General features: G+C 42.8%; 8 protein-coding genes. All 8 read right to left on the minus strand.

What is annotated here, in order from left to right:
• Nucleotides 1-56 precede the first annotated feature (56 nt).
• Nucleotides 57-1,202, minus strand: coding sequence for a DUF1349 domain-containing protein (locus tag J2X75_RS24365; RefSeq protein ID WP_310341031.1), 1,146 nt, complete (start codon nt 1,200-1,202; stop codon nt 57-59).
• A gap of 16 nt (nt 1,203-1,218) precedes the next feature.
• Nucleotides 1,219-5,526: a hypothetical protein gene (locus tag J2X75_RS24370; RefSeq protein ID WP_310341033.1), complete on the minus strand. Its 4,308-nt coding sequence runs from the start codon at nt 5,524-5,526 to the stop codon at nt 1,219-1,221.
• A 371-nt stretch (nt 5,527-5,897) separates the two neighbouring features.
• Nucleotides 5,898-11,483 carry a hypothetical protein gene (locus J2X75_RS24375; RefSeq protein ID WP_310341035.1) on the minus strand — a complete coding sequence of 1,862 codons (5,586 nt, stop codon included), beginning with the start codon at nt 11,481-11,483 and terminating at the stop codon, nt 5,898-5,900.
• A 78-nt stretch (nt 11,484-11,561) separates the two neighbouring features.
• On the minus strand, nt 11,562-12,707 hold the full coding sequence (locus J2X75_RS24380; protein ID WP_310341037.1) for a hypothetical protein: 1,146 nt from the start codon (nt 12,705-12,707) through the stop codon (nt 11,562-11,564).
• A gap of 16 nt (nt 12,708-12,723) precedes the next feature.
• Nucleotides 12,724-14,607, minus strand: coding sequence for a hypothetical protein (locus tag J2X75_RS24385; protein WP_310341040.1), 1,884 nt, complete (start codon nt 14,605-14,607; stop codon nt 12,724-12,726).
• A gap of 11 nt (nt 14,608-14,618) precedes the next feature.
• On the minus strand, nt 14,619-15,029 hold the full coding sequence (locus J2X75_RS24390; RefSeq protein WP_076331348.1) for a hypothetical protein: 411 nt from the start codon (nt 15,027-15,029) through the stop codon (nt 14,619-14,621).
• A gap of 18 nt (nt 15,030-15,047) precedes the next feature.
• Entirely contained in the window at nt 15,048-15,464 is a 417-nt protein-coding gene (locus J2X75_RS24395; RefSeq protein WP_307534744.1) for a hypothetical protein, read from the minus strand.
• Nucleotides 15,464-18,604 carry a M23 family metallopeptidase gene (locus tag J2X75_RS24400; RefSeq protein ID WP_310341045.1) on the minus strand — a complete coding sequence of 1,047 codons (3,141 nt, stop codon included), beginning with the start codon at nt 18,602-18,604 and terminating at the stop codon, nt 15,464-15,466. Before J2X75_RS24400 ends, J2X75_RS24395 begins: the two co-directional genes overlap by 1 nt.
• Nucleotides 18,605-18,617 lie beyond the last annotated feature (13 nt).

Below are 18,617 nucleotides of genomic sequence, written 5' to 3' on the forward strand. Positions count from 1 at the left end.
ACCTCCAACTCAACCCTTATTGAATCTATACGTAGTCGAGCACTTAAAGTTTAGAGCTATATATACGTTGAAGAAACTTTGATCCCGAAGGTGACCTGGGCTTCATAATTGGTGCTGGTATCCAGCCTCTCTACTCTTACCCAGAATTGATAAGGGCTTTCTGGAGTTATCTCGGCTGCGTTCACTTGCATACTCCAGGCTCCTGGTTCGCCCTCAACGTCGGGCGCTAACCGAACTACATTTTGATACTGATCTCCCCGATAAGAGGCAAGCTCAAAGTTAACATTTTGAAAAACACCTTGGTTCAATGAATTTTTGGCAATAAACAATACATTCTCCGTTTCGGATTGACCAGAGGACATATAACCGAGGAAACGTTCCTGGTTGTCTTGTAACCGTATGTCAAGGAATTCACCATTTTCGCTATACTCACGATAGTAAAGATCCACTCTAGGTTCAAAGTAATATGTATCGCCACCGTATATACTGAATATGTCCGACGCTTCAAATCTATTGTGGTCAGGCAAAGTCACAGCAAAGCTTCCCGTAAGCGGATATTCATAGCGTTGAAGGTCAAACATGATCGATGTATTCTCATATTTACATATCTTAGTTTCAAGAATTTTTCCTGCCTGATCCCGGAGTTCAACCTGATAACCTTGTTTCAGATTATCTACCTTTACCCTGCCACTTCTTTGAATTCGTATATGATTAATGAGTAGTGGTTCACCTTTTGTTCCTGATTCTAAGAAAAGCCCGATCTTAGGTACAGAGGAGATGACTTCCTGATTACCAATGAACCGCCATATCTTCCCGTCCTCTGACCAATATGCGGAATATACATTAAAACTTCGTACCAGACGGATCCACGGATAGCTTCTCGCTAGCCCTTTCTCCGCATCAAAATACTCTTCAAGTTTCACCACATTCTCATCGTCCGCATATACAATAAGTCCCCCGGAGTCTCCCTCAACAGTTGGATTATACTCATTCTTGACATCCAACACGAACTCTTCAATTGCGGTCAACTCCGTGAAAAACATATATATTGGAGACTCTCCATGCCTTAGTTCCAGTACTCCATGATCAGCATTGTACCTTCCAGGATCGTCAGTCAATACTTCCCACCCTGAATCAAGTTCGGATTTATTGAATTCATCAAAATAGATTAGCCCTTTTTCCTGACGTTTCACAATTCCCATACAGCTCCTCCTTTCTTTACGTAAACAGCCAGATCCGCTTACCAATTACACACATCTTAGGCCTTGCTTTCCAAACTTCCAGCATACATTTAATAAGCGCTTCAACACACTTGTCTCCCCCACCACCTTCGCAGTAAGGAATGACATAGACATCATCACAGATCCAGTTGGTCAGTTCCATCCAGTCCAGATTAGCGTATTCGTAACTACGCGTACCCACTTCCTGAAGCGAGGTGAACACCCATTTGAATTCATGTTTTCCCTTGGGCACTGGATGTGAAAATGTATAGTATCCACCCTCCTGGGTGAATGTTTTGATTAGTTCATCATCAATGAAGAAATCCAGCTGACAATCAAACGGTTCTGGTACCCACACCCATCGTTCGTAGGCTTTGAAGTCATGCACACGGAAGGTGGTCAGATATCGTTTTCCTGTCCAGTCACTGATCTGTCCCTTCTGATCTGTTGTAATCTCCACTTTATACTTGCTATAAGGCTTGGGAGCCAGTTCATTCAGTTCGAAGCCACGGAAACCATCGCCGTAATACTTCTCATCTAAAATGACCTTTCCATCTTCTCTAGTGATTTTCACTTGCATATTACTGTTATCGCAGCCGCCCATCCAGATTGGTTTGTTATCCCACACTTCGAAGTGGGTCACTTCTGCCCAGGATGGATCAACTTTAATAATGTCATCAATATTAAGTTTACCTCCCCAGATCATGGCACCATCTCCAGGACAATCTTGTACAAAACGAACTTGAACTTCATACTTCCGCTTCTCATCTGAGGTATTTTCCACTTCAATTGTAACCAATGTGTCATCTTGATTCGTCACATCTCGGGAATGAAGAAATTGCCCTTCTTCGAAGGTTTCAATAACGATTTTCGTCCCCGAACACGCTCTGCTGTTATTTTTGTATAGACGAATAACATCTAGCCAAGCATGACTCCCACCATCTGGTGTTGTGGTGTCTGGTGGATTCGATGGCTCCTCGCTTGGGTGAGGGGAATTGCCTTCAGGGAACATGTTTCCACTTGCATCAATACAGTAGTTAGGCCATCTCTCGGAAAAACTACCTTCACTTAATGTAAATCCACCTGCATCAAGACCTGTCGCGTTGGTTGAAGTTTTATCTTTAATAAGTGTGTAAACCACTTTATACTTGTGCCCGGGTATTAATGAGGGAGGGCTGCTAATGTATTCACTGTTTTTTTGACCATTTTCAACGGATATTTGAATCGGATTAAATTTGTTTTTTTCGTCTGTTAAATCAAACCACTGCACATTCACATAAGTTGTTCGATCCACTAAGACTGGATTTAGCAGTTTATTTTGATTCACACCATCAGGATCATCAGTACGAACTACAAGGTCTTTGATGGCTGCATAATAGTAATTTCCCTCTTTTCCTCTTTCACGCCCGTTATAAGTATCAGTAAGACCTATAATTAAAGTATATATTCCAGGTTTGTCTACTGTAATCGGAACAGAAAATTTTTCTGCATTTTTCCACTTTGTTCCATCAATACTTTTGCTATTATAACCTCTTTTATCTCCATAATTATCGTTACAATCAAGAATCGTTACCGCTTGACTTGCTTTGTCTTTAGGATAATAAGCAACCCTAAGTCGCCCGGCTTGAATTGAGTCTTGCAACAGGTAACACATATATTTGAAATTAATATCAAATGATTCAACACAATAGAATTCAAAAGTTATCTTCTTGGTATCTGAACCAAATAGACTATATTCAGGGCTTTGAGGGTTGTTACCGGAAACATCCAATGAGTAATAATCCACTGTACCATTTGTTTTGTTAATAGTCTCAGCACGATCATATTTAGCACTTTTATTATTTAGCGCTCTCTTTACAAATACTCTTCTCTTTGTTACTGGATAGACTGTCAACAATTCAGCGTAATTGAAACTTCCAATCTTAGGGGCAGTAAACGTACGAACAATTGTCGAATTTTGCTTAGTAACACCCAATGCGTACGCTTGACCAGAGGATGAGTAAACTTCACCTCTATTGATTGCATCAAACTTAGCAGCACGTGGCGAATGCCCTCCATATGATTTTTGCGCGTACTGGATGTTATTCGTTTTTGAATCTCCTGTATAACACTTCACTCCATATGGATCTTTCGTTGTATCGCCTTGCTGATCAGTTCCCGTACTTAGTCCAGTGGAATCTTCCGAACCCCCATCTCCGTTACCTGGCGTATATTTTTTACCGTCACGGTATCTCCATCGGAATTGATGATTCCCCGAAGGTAGAGGATACATACAATTGGTCCCTTCTCTGTCATTCGACTGACTCCCTGTCCATACAGAGATACCATCAATTTGTAGTTCCAATTTTTCTCCCGGATCAAATTGCCCTCCGTATTGCCAACAGATGTAACCAGAATTATCTAAATGAGCTTCAAAATCACATATAAAATCCTGATCATGCCCCTGTGCCCACATAACCCCATCACCGTTTACAATTTTTTTCCACACCCAGTTTCCAGAGAATCTTAATGCTTCATGATACTTGCCTTCCTCATTAAACAATTCTTCAAAAACGTTAAAATCTCTTGTTACCCCCTTGTCTGGATCATATGACGAGTCCATCGCTGGATAGATACGCATATGCTCTTGAATGCTAAACTTAGCTCCAGGATTTAACTCTGCATTATATCTAATCGTATCACCAGATTTTTCTGTTCTAGCTCCTGCATCTGTTACATCCCATCCACGAGTCACATCAACATACGAACCTAGATCAGTTACATTGCGATATGTATTGCCAGTATTGTTCCCGTACGTGAATAATTTTTCTATGTTATCGATGAAAGGCTGCTCAGTATAATAATCTCGAATATAGAATTGGATAACATTAAAACCTTCCTCTAGCGGAATTCGTATCTGCTCCCCCTGGCTATGCATCGTTGAATAGTATTCAAGCATGCCATTTACAGTCACCTCGAACGATTCCGTAGCTCGTAATTGATGAGAATAACTAAACAAAAACCAACCCTCATCTTGCAAGTTCACTTCGGTTTGAGCAATCATATCCCCTTCTATAGGTTCATCCAGTCTTAATACATTCCCTGATCTTACCCATCGCGGACTGCCCAACATCTGCCACTGATAACTCCCAATCCCTTGACCATGAAGCGATGGTTCCCAATGATCAACCTCGTACGTTGGACATATAACTTCAACTACACCTCTTAAATCTACTGTCGTCTCAGGACCTGCTATAATTTCGTATTCAATCTTGGCTTGATTAGCTGTTGTTTCTGAATATTCCTCATTGATATTCCACTCTACACCGTGTAAAGATTGAGCATGGCTACCATGCCTGCTTTCTCCATGCTGAGTTCTGGATTCAAAAATGTCATCAAAAAACAATTCATAATCTTTAGTTGGATATGATTCTTTATCTACTCCCATGAAGTAAGCAAAAGAAACTGTACCGTCACATTCATTATCCAAATCCATTTTCATCGTTTTACTTCGATCTTCATCTGTAATGAACTGAGCTTGAAAATGGGCTTGTGCAATGCTTTTTGAAGACTTTACATACCAATCACTATCACTTCCCTCCCCATCCAGATCAATATCCAAAGGAGCAGGCGGCTTGCGTGTATCCACAATCTCAACGACTTCAATATCCTTGATATATATGCCATTGTTCTGCCATACTTCAGGTCTCATTTTGCGAATTAACCAGTCGAACTTGTACATCTGTCCTGGCTGCAACGTAAATGCAGCTTCTTGCCATCCGCTATTCTCGCTCCATTCGCCTCCAACTTGCTGCCCATTAATGTAGAACAGCATGCCATTACCGCGCTTGGCACTAGCCAGGTACTTGAACCTGATCTGTCCATAACGCTTCACACGCCAGTTAAATGTAATTTTGGATGAGTTGCCAATCTCCAGAAGCCCTAGGTCCAATTTCAAGATCATCTCTGAACCAGATTGTTCATTTCGGCCTACGGAGTGAACAGCTACCCATTCCTGATCCTCCGTTGATGATACATATCTGAAGAAATCAGGGAATTTATCTGAGAACGGAACATCCTTTTTCATCGAAAAGAGTGGAATCTCATATACGGTTGCATCAAAATGATTGAAGTAATTCCCACTAAAATGATGGTAGTAGGGTGCCGGACAGATCGGCAATGACACACCATGATGACTACCGCCAGGCTTCTGGGCGTTTTCTAGAATCTTGTGAATACAGTCCTTCACCATTTGCAGTACTCGCTGATATTGTGTTTTATCTGGAGGCTGCTGCTGTTCTACCCACCATTCAATCCTGCGGTACATATTCCACAGTGCTTCACGGCATCGTACACTCGCATACCACGACTTATCTTTCAGATATTGCTCAATGATTTGATCAATACTGTTTTCCAGTGCATCCAATTGAACCGTCTGCCATCGTCCTATCTGACCGTAACCTGGATCACCCAGAATAGGATTATTTTCTTCGCCGTGCCGATCCGTTTCACTCCTCGGTGCATTGGGACTCTCCGGGAGATGCTGTGGATGATTAGGATTGGCATAATCGTCTTTATCAGCTATCTTGGCTCTCATATTGGCGAACAACACGCCTTTCTGAGACATTGTAAACAATCCAAATGTATGACCCATAAAATCACCTCGTACTCGCTATATACGAAAAAAAGAACACTGAGTTAATCAGTGCCCGTTAAATCGTATTGTAGTTTGGAATCGGTATAGATTTGTAATTTACCTTTCATGATAGATACTGAGATTGTGTACCATCGATTCCTCTCCCATTTAAAAGGTTGCATTGGAGAACCTACAGACTCTTTTCTCCCCGCGACGACATGATACAGCTGCATCGGTGTCCTCATATCTAGAGCATTCGTAGAATCGCCACCGTTGACCATGAACATCCAATAGTTATTGGTATCTTGCATTTTAAAAATAATTCCAACACCATCGTCACCCTTCTCGTTCTCATCTACCTTGAAATCAACGGAGAATTTATACTGATCGCCCAGAAAATTATTCCGGTACCATCCGTTGATTTGAGAAGTTTCATTTTCACTGTAAAACTTGCCGAGGAGCTCATCCCGTTTCCAATCGCCGCCGCCGAATTGAACCCAATCATCCGCCTGAACAAGTTCAAGTGCATCCATCTCTTTGGAGTATGGAAAATAAACGTTAAACGGGTCATGAGGATCATACTCTTCGGGCACGCCAAAACCACCCTCCCAGTCTTCGGGATTCATTCCGTGGTCCAACAGATTATCGGTATAATCGAAAACAAGTCCCTGCGCGGTAGTATCCATAAGAGGCAGATATCCCTCAGTAATCCGATCCCGATAAGCCAACACTGAATCGACTTCAACATCAGAAGCCTGTCCTTCCATTTTAGCTTCATGATAGACCTTCATAAGATGCGCTGTTCGTTCAGGCAAAAATGCAAAAAGTTGTTCCAAATACTCTGCACGCATCTCAGGTCGTTCAGCGAAAATAAAGCCCGTGATCACCTGCGTACATCGTTCCTCAAAGGTTGCAAATGTATCCTCCGGATTCTGCAATTCAGACAAACGAGCATTCGCAAATGTTGCCTCTCGTGTCTGGTTTTCCAGATGAGATATTCGTTCATCCTCTCGTTCTGCAGTGATGACATCCTGTTGAACAAGCGCCACTCTGCCCTCAAAATCTGCATATGAAAAATCATCCACTTCTTGTCCAGATCCACTTAACTTGATTGACATGTTAGTATCTTCTGTATTTAATTCACCATTAAGAGTATTCTTAAATGCAGTCGTTATTTCGTATTGCCCCGTAGAATCAAGTGGTCCGGTTTCACCGGATAATTCTGCCCCAACATTAGCGTGGTGCGCTGAGTTCGTGCCTGTCCATGTATAATCAATTAATTCACCATCCACATGTCCTTTCTTTCCTTCTAAACCATCTAGAAGAGAAGCACCTTGTTCCAACTGGCTAGCATTCAATTGCTCTCCCACATGTCCATGCTGTTGAATTTTTAATGCTTCAGATATAGTGACAATTGAAGAATAATTACTCGCCTTGTCACTCACTAAAGATTGCTCCCAATCAGCCTGGGAATTATCTTTTGTGCTTAACAAACCGGATTCAAATGTAGCCCGAAGAGGTTTTAGAATTCCCGCTATATCTTCCTCAAGACTTGTCCTTCGCTCGCTCTTTGATCCGTTCCGTTGTTCCTCAACATACGAATCTCTTGCACGTTTATCTCCGTTGCTGGTAAAGTGATATTCGGAACTTTTACCACCCCTAGTCGCGAGAAGATTTTCTTCCAAATTGCCATATTGAGGCTTGGTAGAAAACAGCATTTCTTCAATTTTTCCATACTGAGGTTTAATTCCGAGTAGCTGCTCTTCCAGGTTGCCATACCGGTATTTAGTTGCCTGCAACTCCTCTTCAATCTGCCCATATTTGAGCGGCAAACCTCCAATGGATTCTACTGGCACGTCTGCGTACTTAGGTTTATCCCCGCTGTCAAGATACTGATCCATCAAACCATATTGATATTTGGTAGCAACCCACTGGCTCTCCAGATTTCCCTGTTGTGGCTTATCAGCTATCCACTGCTGTTCCAGGTTACCAAGTTTGTATACCTGACCCAGAAAATCTTCATTCACCCATGAATCTTTCAATTGAGTAGCATGTTCAACTCGACCTGATTGCTCTGACAATCGTTCTGAGTTCATGGCCAATTGCATTCCGTCATTCATGTTTGCCTGTTTTAATTCCATATAACTGTAAAATGATCCTTCTGCTGTAAAACCCAGTCGATGATTCGATTCCCCCATATAACCATCATCCCATTGCATTTGACGCAAATCCTGATATCCTAGGCTATAGCCTTGATTAGATATACCTTCGCGTAAAAGTGGGTCGCCTAATTCATAGCCCTCACTTGTATTTGCTTGACGAATCCCAGAAGTGCTGGAGGTATACAACTGTACGACCTGTGCTTTTCTCATTTGTGAAGAAGCTCCTGAAACGATCTCTCCAGTCTGTTGAAGCTCACGGTTAACAGGACTGCCTAAGTTATATTCCTCACTCACATCTGCTTGTTGAGTGAACCGGGCGCCGATGGAGTACTCTTTACTAATATGCAGTTCTCGCAGATCTGTTGAACCCCCAACGTATGTAATAGAGTGCTCGCCTGACCGGAGGATAGCTTCTCCTGTAGCATAACCTTGTTCGTTAAATAATCCATCTCGATTATGATTAGAACCTTCGACTGTTTCATCCACCATGCCTAACTTTTCCTGTGAGTGAGCAACGTTCATTTCTGATAGATCCTCATCAAAAACACCTGGGGATGAATCGACATATCCAAGTGGAGTATCAAAATTAAAAGTAATCGGTTTGGCATCCCAATCCGCATAAGTCACCTCGATGGTTTCTCCGCGCCGATCAAACTTCGAACCCGTATTTTGCTCATTCAGCAACCCTACTTGATTATACTCACTGTCTTTTTCCTTGATGGACTCAGACATTTTATCCTCTACATTCCCATGATGGGAGAGGTGATCTGCATCTAGATGTGGTGTGCCTGTCCATGCATCATCGGGCTCTTGATATGCTTCTGACATGTCCATGTCGATGATAACTTGTTTTAATTCTCTAATCCCCTCTGAACTGAACGTAACGAGTCCATTATTACTTTTTTTATTGGAACACAAGATGCCCACTTCAATTAATGCATCGATTCTCTCGCGAATTCCAGTAAGAAGGTTTTCATCCATAAAAGCAACATCATCGGTCTGATACACCGCATCAATCATCATCTCCAATACAAGCGCAGGGCGTTCTAATAATTCAGCTGCCAACAATGAATCTTCCAGATGACCCGGATATAATTTGTTTCCAATCGTTCCACCATCACTGATGAACTTTTTTAGTAAGTCATCCAAGTAAACCATATGCTTCTGCGTCATATTTTTTAGAGATTGCCACAATTTCTCTATATTGAGCTCTTTGCTGCCTTTAAGTGCTACATACATCTCATCGTCAAGAAAAAGGTTTTTATTATCCCTACTCTTCAGCGCCTCGTAGACCGTATCTTCAATCGTCAATGTCTTATCTTCACGTTCTCCACGTAAAGCTTGGGGTAACCAGATTTCTTGCTCAGTGATGCGGTTACCTGCACTTGAGGATTTTAATTCTATCTCATATGTATTCGTTCGCTCGGCATGCACTTCTGTTTTGGGAATATACATGGCTCGCGGACCAACATGACCAGTATCGAATTGGGAAGATACAAATGATTCAAATTTGTCGACCCTGCGTCCTTCTGAATATTCTCGAAGGAGATGTGCAGCTTCTTTATCTACCCGAGTGCCTTCAGGTTTATCCCTCTCAATATTAGCGAATTCTACTGTATCTCGATGTGCTTCGGGTTTATTTCGCAAGACATTTCCGAACTCCGTAGCATCCCTTGATGCAAGAATTTGCTTATTCGTGTCCTCAACCGCTCCAAGTACAACAATAAGTCGGTAAGCCTTGATTTGCGTATTCACATCTTCAATATAAGCGGGATTATGATCTATGATCCTTTTGCCCCATGGAAATTCCTGATCTATTGTTGCCGGATTATGACCTATAATACGTTGTGCTCTTGGAAAAGCATTTGGGATCACCCAGGGATCACTACGAATATCTCTTAACGCAGATGCAGGGTGATACCTATTGGCTGAAGATCTGTCCATATAGGTTTGCACACCTTTAGCCATACTTCCCCATAGACCTTCCTTATTAATCAAGGTAGGTGCTGTCAGTCGGCTCCGATCCAAATTTATGATCTCGTTTAAAGAAATAATATCATGCTCTGCGCTTCGTCTATATAACTGTGTTTCCGCTAAAAGTAGTTCTTTATTCGTATCTCTTTCCATTCGGAGAGACTGATGTACCACACTTGGGAATTGGCGTGTTTTCAGTTTAGCCAGAACAGGTGGACGCATGACTAACCCGTTTTCGAAATTTTTGCGTTGCCCCCATTGTTGTGCATACTGCATCTGCGTTTCAAAATCAATATTCCGCAAGGCTTGATTGAACTGAGCCAGTTGCCCTTCGACCTGAAGATTTCTTTCACCCTGATCTGGCTTATGAACACTGATTTCTCTCGTATGATCTATTGAAGAGAGAATTTGTTCATGTACAATTTTCATATATTCTTCTTGTAGGAATCGTGAAGAATTCCCTATTTGTATGTCATGATCTATGCTTGAATCCCGTTTATAGAAACGCTGGGAGTCACTCATAAGCTCCTTGGAGGTGTTCCGATGATGAGCTATTGTAGCTTTTAGCATGTTTCCATATGAAACATCGATTTCACGCCGAGTCATGGATGAAGCCAAGTCCAGCTTGGATATCGCAGTATCTTTCAGTCTCTCTTTAACACTGTCAATTACTCTAACTATGATACTGCGTCGCTCAGTTTCTTTCAAAGCACCATCCATCACCATTTGCTCCGTGAGCATCGAAACGGTCCGATTGGCTATCGCTAATATCTCAAGCCGGGTATGCTTCTGATGATCTCTGGCTGACGCCATGATTCGTTCAACAACGGTTTCAATTGCATCATCTCTATCGTAATCTCCAAGATAATCTAGAATGACATCCTGATCCGAGAAACGAACCCCCCATTGGGATGGATGAATTTTGTCCAGATTTTTAAGCAAATTACGTGTTACTGTAACATTCTTGAATATTCTTAACTCTTTGTTATTATCAACACGCCATGCTGCATCTTCCGTATGCAACTGTCCCTGATGCAGCCACTGCATTCGATCAGCAGCCTTTTGTTCAGAGTCATCCATAAGATCGCTATCTCGATTAGATGTTCTAATTCCTTCAATCGGTTCTAAGGACTCATCGGCACCTAATCGATTACGCATAGCCGTAATGCCTTCTTCAATCTCGCTTTGTACCGTATTTCGTTTGTCTCCAATAGGTATCTCGTTTATCGCTACATGATTCCTTTTTCTCCCATCAGACAGAACGATAAATTGTTCTTCTCCTTCCAAATCTCTTTTGATGGAGTCAATCAATTCGTCTTTTATCGTATCATCAGCAGCGTTCCTTGCCATGTAGAAATCCAGCATTAATATGCTGGCATAACGACTATAAGGAATATATACAAACATATAGTTCAGAGGCCTGCTTCCTGTACTGCCTATCCTGAGCAAATATCCCTGTGATGTCTGAACAATGTCCCTGATGCTGAAATAGTATTCGTTTGTTGTGAGCACTGCATCACCCCCTCCAAATAAAAAGGGAACTCCTGAGCGGAGTCAGGGTTCCCTCTACTGAATCTATACGATTCAGATCTATGCTTGTTTACTTAAGTAACGTACCTCTTTCAGAATCGCTACACCCATACGTTGATTAGCTGATAAGTTCATGAAGTTCTGTTGTGTATCTGTATCGAAATAACGATAAACCTCTTGATGCCAAGGCTTTCCTTCCACGTCAATAATCAACTCATCCAGGTGAAGGATATTATGTTTCGTTACCGCAATGCAGTTGTCAAACTGACCACGATATCCCTCATATGGGTGGACAACATAAATTGGAGACAAGTGATATTTGGACGTCCATTTGGATGCCTGGAAACCCTGTGGTTCCAGTTCAAGTCCTGTATCCCCAAGTTCAGGATCAATAAAGGCTTTGCCTACTGGTGGTGCTTGAGTAATGAAAGAAGGATAATGGCTCTGGAATTCAATACCTGATTTAGTCTTTAGCATCTGCAATGTGTTGTTACCTGCAGAAGTATACTGTCCATAGTAGTATGTACCGTCTTTGGCGATTGTTGCGATATCCGGTTCATCAATAACTGCACCTGCCGTCAGCATAACGTTTCCGTCTACATCATTGAGGTTGTATTTGAATGGCTTCAGCGCACCTACATAGAGGAATGATTTTTTGTAATCCAGGAAATTTACAGCCGGATCTGCAACCAGAACCATAGCCAGACGATTATTCATCACATTGATATACATGTAAACCGGCTTTTCTTTGTTTCGATCCGTTGGCGTATGACTCTCCAGTGCCCACTGGTACAGTACAGGGTGACCAGTTAATTTGAATGTTGGCAGTGTCTTCACTGGCAAAGCAGCAGGCTCTTCTCCTTCCAGTCCTTCAAGCAATTGGACCGTCAAAGTACTATGCTCTACATATTTAGGCGTTGGTGTGATCACTCGTGGAACGATGGCGTGATTCGTGAACTGTACATAATATTTTTTGGTGATTGGTTTTTCTGTTGTTCCAATTGTCATGGTGCCTTGAAGAATCAACAGACTGATACGATTTTCAGCATCCTTTTCCTCATAAAACACCTTCCACGAGTTATTCTCAGCAGTTTCACCCGCTGTTGATTCGAAGGGGAATTTCTCGAAAACCGTAATCTCCTCCTTCAACTTATTCAGCAGATCCTGGGATGTTGTAATGGTTTCTACATACTTGAAATTTGCCATGTAATGTTAATCCTCCTTATTTAATTTCCTTAAGTATTGCAATCGTTACCAGGTCAGGCGCAGGCGACTGCTTGAAAAAATTCATCGGTGATTTGATGCTGAAGAATTTGTACACTTCCGTCCAATTACCAGCTGCAGGGTTATTATTATCTTTGGGAATCTCCGTATCTACAATCAGTTCGTCCAGATTAACGAGATTCTGATCATATATAGCGACAACCCCATCCATATACCCCCGATACCCTTCCGCTTGGTGCACCAGATAGACTGGACTTGCATGGTATTTCCCAGTCCATAGTGACTTTTGGAAACCATCCTTGTCTAACACTAGTTTAGACAGTTCTTTTGGGATACTCCCAACATCGGGATAATTCGGCAGCTGGCTAATAAATGCTGGATAATGAGCTTGATAAAGTACATTACCTCGAGTTCGGAGGAGAGATACCGAATCCATCCCGTTCGAAGTATACTCTCCGTATTGCGCATACTTGTCCGGATTTAAATCCGTTCGGATATCATTTTTGGTATATCCTGTTAGATCCTGTTTCAAGTCTCCCATACCTACGGTTAAACCAAAGTTTCCAATATGATCGTGGTCATTAAAAGGTACGATTTTCCCAAAATAACCAAAACTACGGTAATATCCATGAATATTTGGAGAAGGATCACCTTCTATGACAATCGCAGCTCGGTCGTTATTAACCGAAATATGGTAGGCTACCAGATAATCCGGTCTCCGTTTTTTGTTTGGCAACCATTTTACGGTAGAGTTACGTCCGTAAAAGAAATGGGAAGCCGGACTGATCAGTTCAGTTACACCATCAAAATCCTTGTCCCATGTGATGGTTGGCGGTGTGTACAATTTAGTTGCTTCAGGATCATTCCACTGCTCGTACATCGCTTCTGCTGTTGTTTGATCCACTACTACGGGTGTAGACCCAGGTGAGACGGTTGAGGGATTGCAAATTCCTTTGTATGTAGCTGACGGATCACCCTTGCTTAATTCGCCTACAAATCCTACACCATGCTGGCAGTCAAAGTAATTATAATCTCCACCCGTGAAGTTCTGAGGTTGAGTAAACATGATGAAGTAATCCCGAGAGGAAATCCCCTCTGGTACATCTGGTGTAGCTTTCAACACAACCTTAGGTGTAGTGTAGTTGGTTGGTTCAGCGATATAGTATCGTTCGGTGAAAGTGTACTTGGTTGCAAGGACTGGTTCTGTTGTGTAGTAACTATAGTTACCACCACTGTTTATAAATCTTTCATACTCTAACCTTATTTTGTATCCAGACTTGTTTAAAGCGTATGCCCAGTCGCTCGGCATTTCCGTCAATAAATCAAATTCGTTCCAATCTGAAGTATTTATTTTATTTCCATCTTTTCTATTATGGATCTGTTTAACAAAGTAGGCTCTTACTCCTTGAGGAGATGATTCATCAGGGATCATTACAACTAGCGCTCCAGGAATATTAATATTTATGGTTTCTCCATTATTGCTAATGTACTGATGATTGGTTACAAGAATTTTTTTACCTGTTATAACATTAGGTGTACTATAAACCTCATTTAAATAACCATCCTCATTCATTAACGCTCTTCCATCTTTTGATGCAGAGATGCTCTGCAAATTGCTCGCCAATTTCAATACATCATACAACTTACCATCAGTATGCTTATATTTCCCTTGTACGCCTGAATGGGTCATCTCTTTGTAAGTCACCCAAACATCTGACATGGACTCGTAAACCTTTTTCCATTTGTTTTCCACATTTGAACCATTGGCGGATGGAATCTTCGCGCTTACAATGGCATCGGCCAGATCGAAAATAATATCCTCAGCTTTACTTTCGCCTGATACGAACCCACTGAACTTGGTTAATGGTACTGTCTGTGCCATCGTCACCCTCCTTATCTCAAAAATTTGATGTTGTACCAGACCGACTTGGCTTCAGCCACCGCGTTAAAAAAGTCAAACGTGATAGTCGTTCCAGCCGGAATCGGGTAGACAATTCCGAAACTGTTACCCATGGAAACCGACTCGGGAAGTTCCTTCGCATAAATAGTGCGGCACACCTTTTCAGTCCCGATCGTCAGCTCCCAGTAATCGCCGACACAGTAGTGGCTCGCAGCAAACGCAATGCTCAGAAACTCTGTGTCATACGCCAAGGTGAACGTATCGGACTTGGTGGTCTTCGCCGCCGGAATGTCCAACATCTGTCCCCGAATGAACGGGATCGTCTTTTTACTGAAGTGTGGGTACGGCAGCTCGCGCACTTTGTCGATGACGCCACCCGCGATGTAAGATACATTAAATGCCATGGAACCACCTCCTACATGTTATATACGACTTACGCTCGTTCCAGTTAAGCGTCCTTCGTCATCATAATTTAGACCAATATTGTAAGTGAACATGGACTCTCCAGCTGGATCATATGTACGGGCCGTCACCTGCGTTAACCTGAAATACTTGTAATAATCATAATCCGGATGGGAATAGCCCACTCCGGAAGGAAAGTCTTCCTCATCCTCTGAGCCAAACTTCATCCAGATCGAAACCTTCCATGCCGATTCATACAAGAGGTCTGCTCCAGTCACCCTGTCGGGGTCCTGCATATGCTCCCGATACAATGTAACAGAAGGCTCACCTTCAAGAGGAGAAACATTCGAATTGGAGATGCTGCTATATTTGCGAAGCTCCCGGTGGATGAGATCCAGCACGGGAAATACAATATTTTCATTCACAATGCCGGCCATTACACCATCACTCCCTTTCTTGCCCACATCATATCAATGACCTGTAACATGCCACGGTCGACCGAATAACTGGTTTTAATACTTTTAATCGTATAAACAGCTCGTGTGGTGGTCGTTTTATCCGTCACAATAACGTTGTCGAGCAGATCAAGCGCAGGATTCGCAGGAATGGATACCTGAAGCGTACGGCACATCCGTTTCATGTCAAAAAAAGCTCGCTCTGCCACCTGTCTTTTGGCTTCAACCGTCTTCGCCCAAGGAACGGCCAGCACCATGGTTCGGATTTCTCCTTTGAGTTCGAGCAAAATCTCCTTGTCTACGAAACTGCTCTGACTACTATTCGAGTCAATAACAACGATGTGACTTCTTCCTCTGGACCAGTCTGTAGATTTGGTTATGGAGATCAGATTGTCATTCTCGGAAAACTCTGCCACGACCGGTTTGTCATAATTCAAGCGTTCCAGTCGGTATGTACCATAACGGTCACAGTAGCTTCGATACGGTATCTCCGAGATTACCTCCTGCACAGCTTCTGTAACTTTGGTGGACCATTGCTCAAACGTCCTGCCATATTCCTCAATAAATGGATTAAGCCATCCGTTCGGAGTCAGCACTGTACTTGCGTCCTTGACTTCAAACTCACCTTCCTGACCCGGTACCGGGACAATGACCCTACCCGTCTTCTGGTTCACCTCAATCAGATAGGTCTCATCAATCACATAGTCAGGATAAGAACGATCCTCACTGGTTGCCCTCCAACCCACCATACCTGCATGTTTAACCAGATCTAGTACAACGGTTGATTTGACCCAAGCCGGCTTTTCAAATTCTACAGGCTGAGCTGGTGTTGGTGTAACTGCGGGAGTGGAGGTTGCTGTAATAGTCCAGCTTGCCGGATCTGCGAGCATCTCCTGATAGTAGGTCCATACCTTGTCCACCCAATTCTCCCGATCTTGACTCCAGGTCATGGGAGCAATGTCTCCACCATTATGGAAATAAAGTACATCCGCCTTGGAACTCACTTTTTTCCCTCTGGAAGCCAGCGCCTTGGACATCCGTTCTGCTCCACGCTTCATTTGCTCCTGAATTCCCTTGTAAAGGGGATTGCAAGCACTTTTACTAGGACAGCCATATCCAAGAATAAAGCTTCCATTTTCTTCTGTGCCCTTCCCCTGTGTTCCGAGAACGGTCTCGTGCCTGCATATCGCAAGCAAAAACTTATGATCAGGCACACCATACGCTGCAGCTTGGGCCTGTGCAGCCTGAATTATGGATGATGTCCGGTCCGTGCCAACTGCTGCAGGCGGCACCGGATCTGGCACATTATCAATCTCTTCTACCTCTGGATAGGCTTTTTTCTCGGAAATGACTTTCTCGATAATGCGCTTGTACATATCTCGAGCCGTGATCTCCAGCGTGGAGCCTTCGCCATTGATGTCCACCTTGTCAATCAGTCCCGTAAATACCCGCATCATGTGCTGACCATATCCCATATATATGCGTATCGGTGTATTTTCACTCAGAACTCCGATATGGAATCCGTTTGCAAAATAAGACCATGGAGACGGCACACCCCCAAGCTCAGGAAAATGAGCAGGATTATAATCGGGGGAGAAGAATCCTCTCGGATTGGAGATGGTCAGCCGTGCCTCCCTGGCTTCAGAATCAAACTGATCATCGATTTCGGCACTAATAATATTGGGAAGAACCTGTGTGTCCATATAGACAAAAGATCCGACCTGAATAACATCCGTCTCGATCCTTCTATTATTGATAAAATCTGTGTAGCTGTTCGTTTGATAATATCCTTTAGACGGATCGAGCCCTTCTTCACTCTTTTGATTCTTCAACGGAGCAGGCAACAACTCTTGTATGCGAATATAATCAATGGCAAATTTTTTATACTTCTTACTTGAAGCAGGAACAGACCCGGTTGGGACAGTGGAGTTTTGTTTGCCCCCATACGTCACCTTAATCTTGATACTCTTGGCTTTTGCAGGGATCACAATATTATTCAATTCCGTCAGTTTGGTCAGATCATATGCCCCGTTGAACTTATTCACATAGGCATACGTTTTACCATCAATCACCACAGCAAAAGAATCCCCTTCTGCTTCACTAAAATTAGTCCCCATTCCAATACTAAGCAGCCCTTGTGTGGGCATACTCAGTTTTGTCACGTTAATCTCAAATTCAGCTACGGCGGCTTTGCCTTCAAAGGTGTATAGCAACTTGCCTCCTGAATCAAACATAGTCCAACCCGATTCAATCTTGGCATAATCCGAAAATTTCAATCCGGTTGTATAAACGTTTTTCTCATACCAGTTTCGTTTGTCGAACTTCTCATTCAGTTTGATCTCTCCGGGATATCCTTCGACCTGAACAGGCTTTACATCAGTAAATGTTGTTTTCGCATTTCCGTGCAACTTGCGCTGGCCCTTGAAATACAATTCAGGATTAACTGGCTTGCCTCCCTCTCCGGTTCTCGTTGTTGGATTGACTCCTTCCCAAATTTCAAAATGTAGATGTTTTCCCTTGCCCGCCGCACGTTCAGCCGGGGACACCTTATGCCCACCGGTATATACGCCACCTGTATTGCCTAGCGTTCCAATGACAGCCCCTTGAGCTACTTCATCATCCACCGTACAGAGAATTTCTTTCAGGTGAAAATACTTGGTGATTACACCATTAGCATGTCTAATATTTACGGCATTACCAGCACCTTCTGTTTTATTCAAGGATGTTCGGACTACTTTTCCGGCCCATGCAGCCAAAATTGGCGTCCCGATCTTTTCTGACAAATCGATGCCTCGGTGAATTTTTGACGCGCTATCACGAGGAGTACCAAATTTATCTGTCACAGGAGTAGTAATAAACGTTTTACCTTTGATCGGAAAACAAATCTCCTGAGCATTCGCTTGAGTCGAACCGTTATATATACCATTACTCGACTCTTCCACCCAAACGGATTCTGTACTGATGATGGGTACTTGCTCGGTTACGATATGCCTGAACTCTTCTGTCCGTCCCGGGATAAATGCCAGCCGATCTACTTCTACACGGATATTGGGAAGCGCCCCTTCCCCAAGCTTCAGACGCTGGGATAGCACATTCATAACCTCATCCGAAATTGGAATCATATTGTAATCTCCC

Origin of the sequence: Paenibacillus sp. 2003, from assembly GCF_031455635.1 — a bacterium.
GTDB classification, from domain to species: Bacteria; Bacillota; Bacilli; order Paenibacillales; family Paenibacillaceae; genus Paenibacillus; species Paenibacillus amylolyticus_B.

Bases quoted from the DNA above. Each gene is read 5' to 3' on its own strand.
- J2X75_RS24370 (WP_310341033.1), bottom strand. From the start codon at position 5,526: ATGTACCGCAGGATTGAATGGTGGGTAGAACAGCAGCAGCCTCCAGAT.
- J2X75_RS24400 (WP_310341045.1), bottom strand. From the start codon at position 18,604: ATGATTCCAATTTCGGATGAGGTTATGAATGTGCTATCCCAGCGTCTG.
- J2X75_RS24390 (WP_076331348.1), bottom strand. From the start codon at position 15,029: ATGGCATTTAATGTATCTTACATCGCGGGTGGCGTCATCGACAAAGTG.
- J2X75_RS24385 (WP_310341040.1), bottom strand. From the start codon at position 14,607: ATGGCACAGACAGTACCATTAACCAAGTTCAGTGGGTTCGTATCAGGC.
- J2X75_RS24395 (WP_307534744.1), bottom strand. From the start codon at position 15,464: ATGGCCGGCATTGTGAATGAAAATATTGTATTTCCCGTGCTGGATCTC.
- J2X75_RS24380 (WP_310341037.1), bottom strand. From the start codon at position 12,707: ATGGCAAATTTCAAGTATGTAGAAACCATTACAACATCCCAGGATCTG.
- J2X75_RS24365 (WP_310341031.1), bottom strand. From the start codon at position 1,202: ATGGGAATTGTGAAACGTCAGGAAAAAGGGCTAATCTATTTTGATGAA.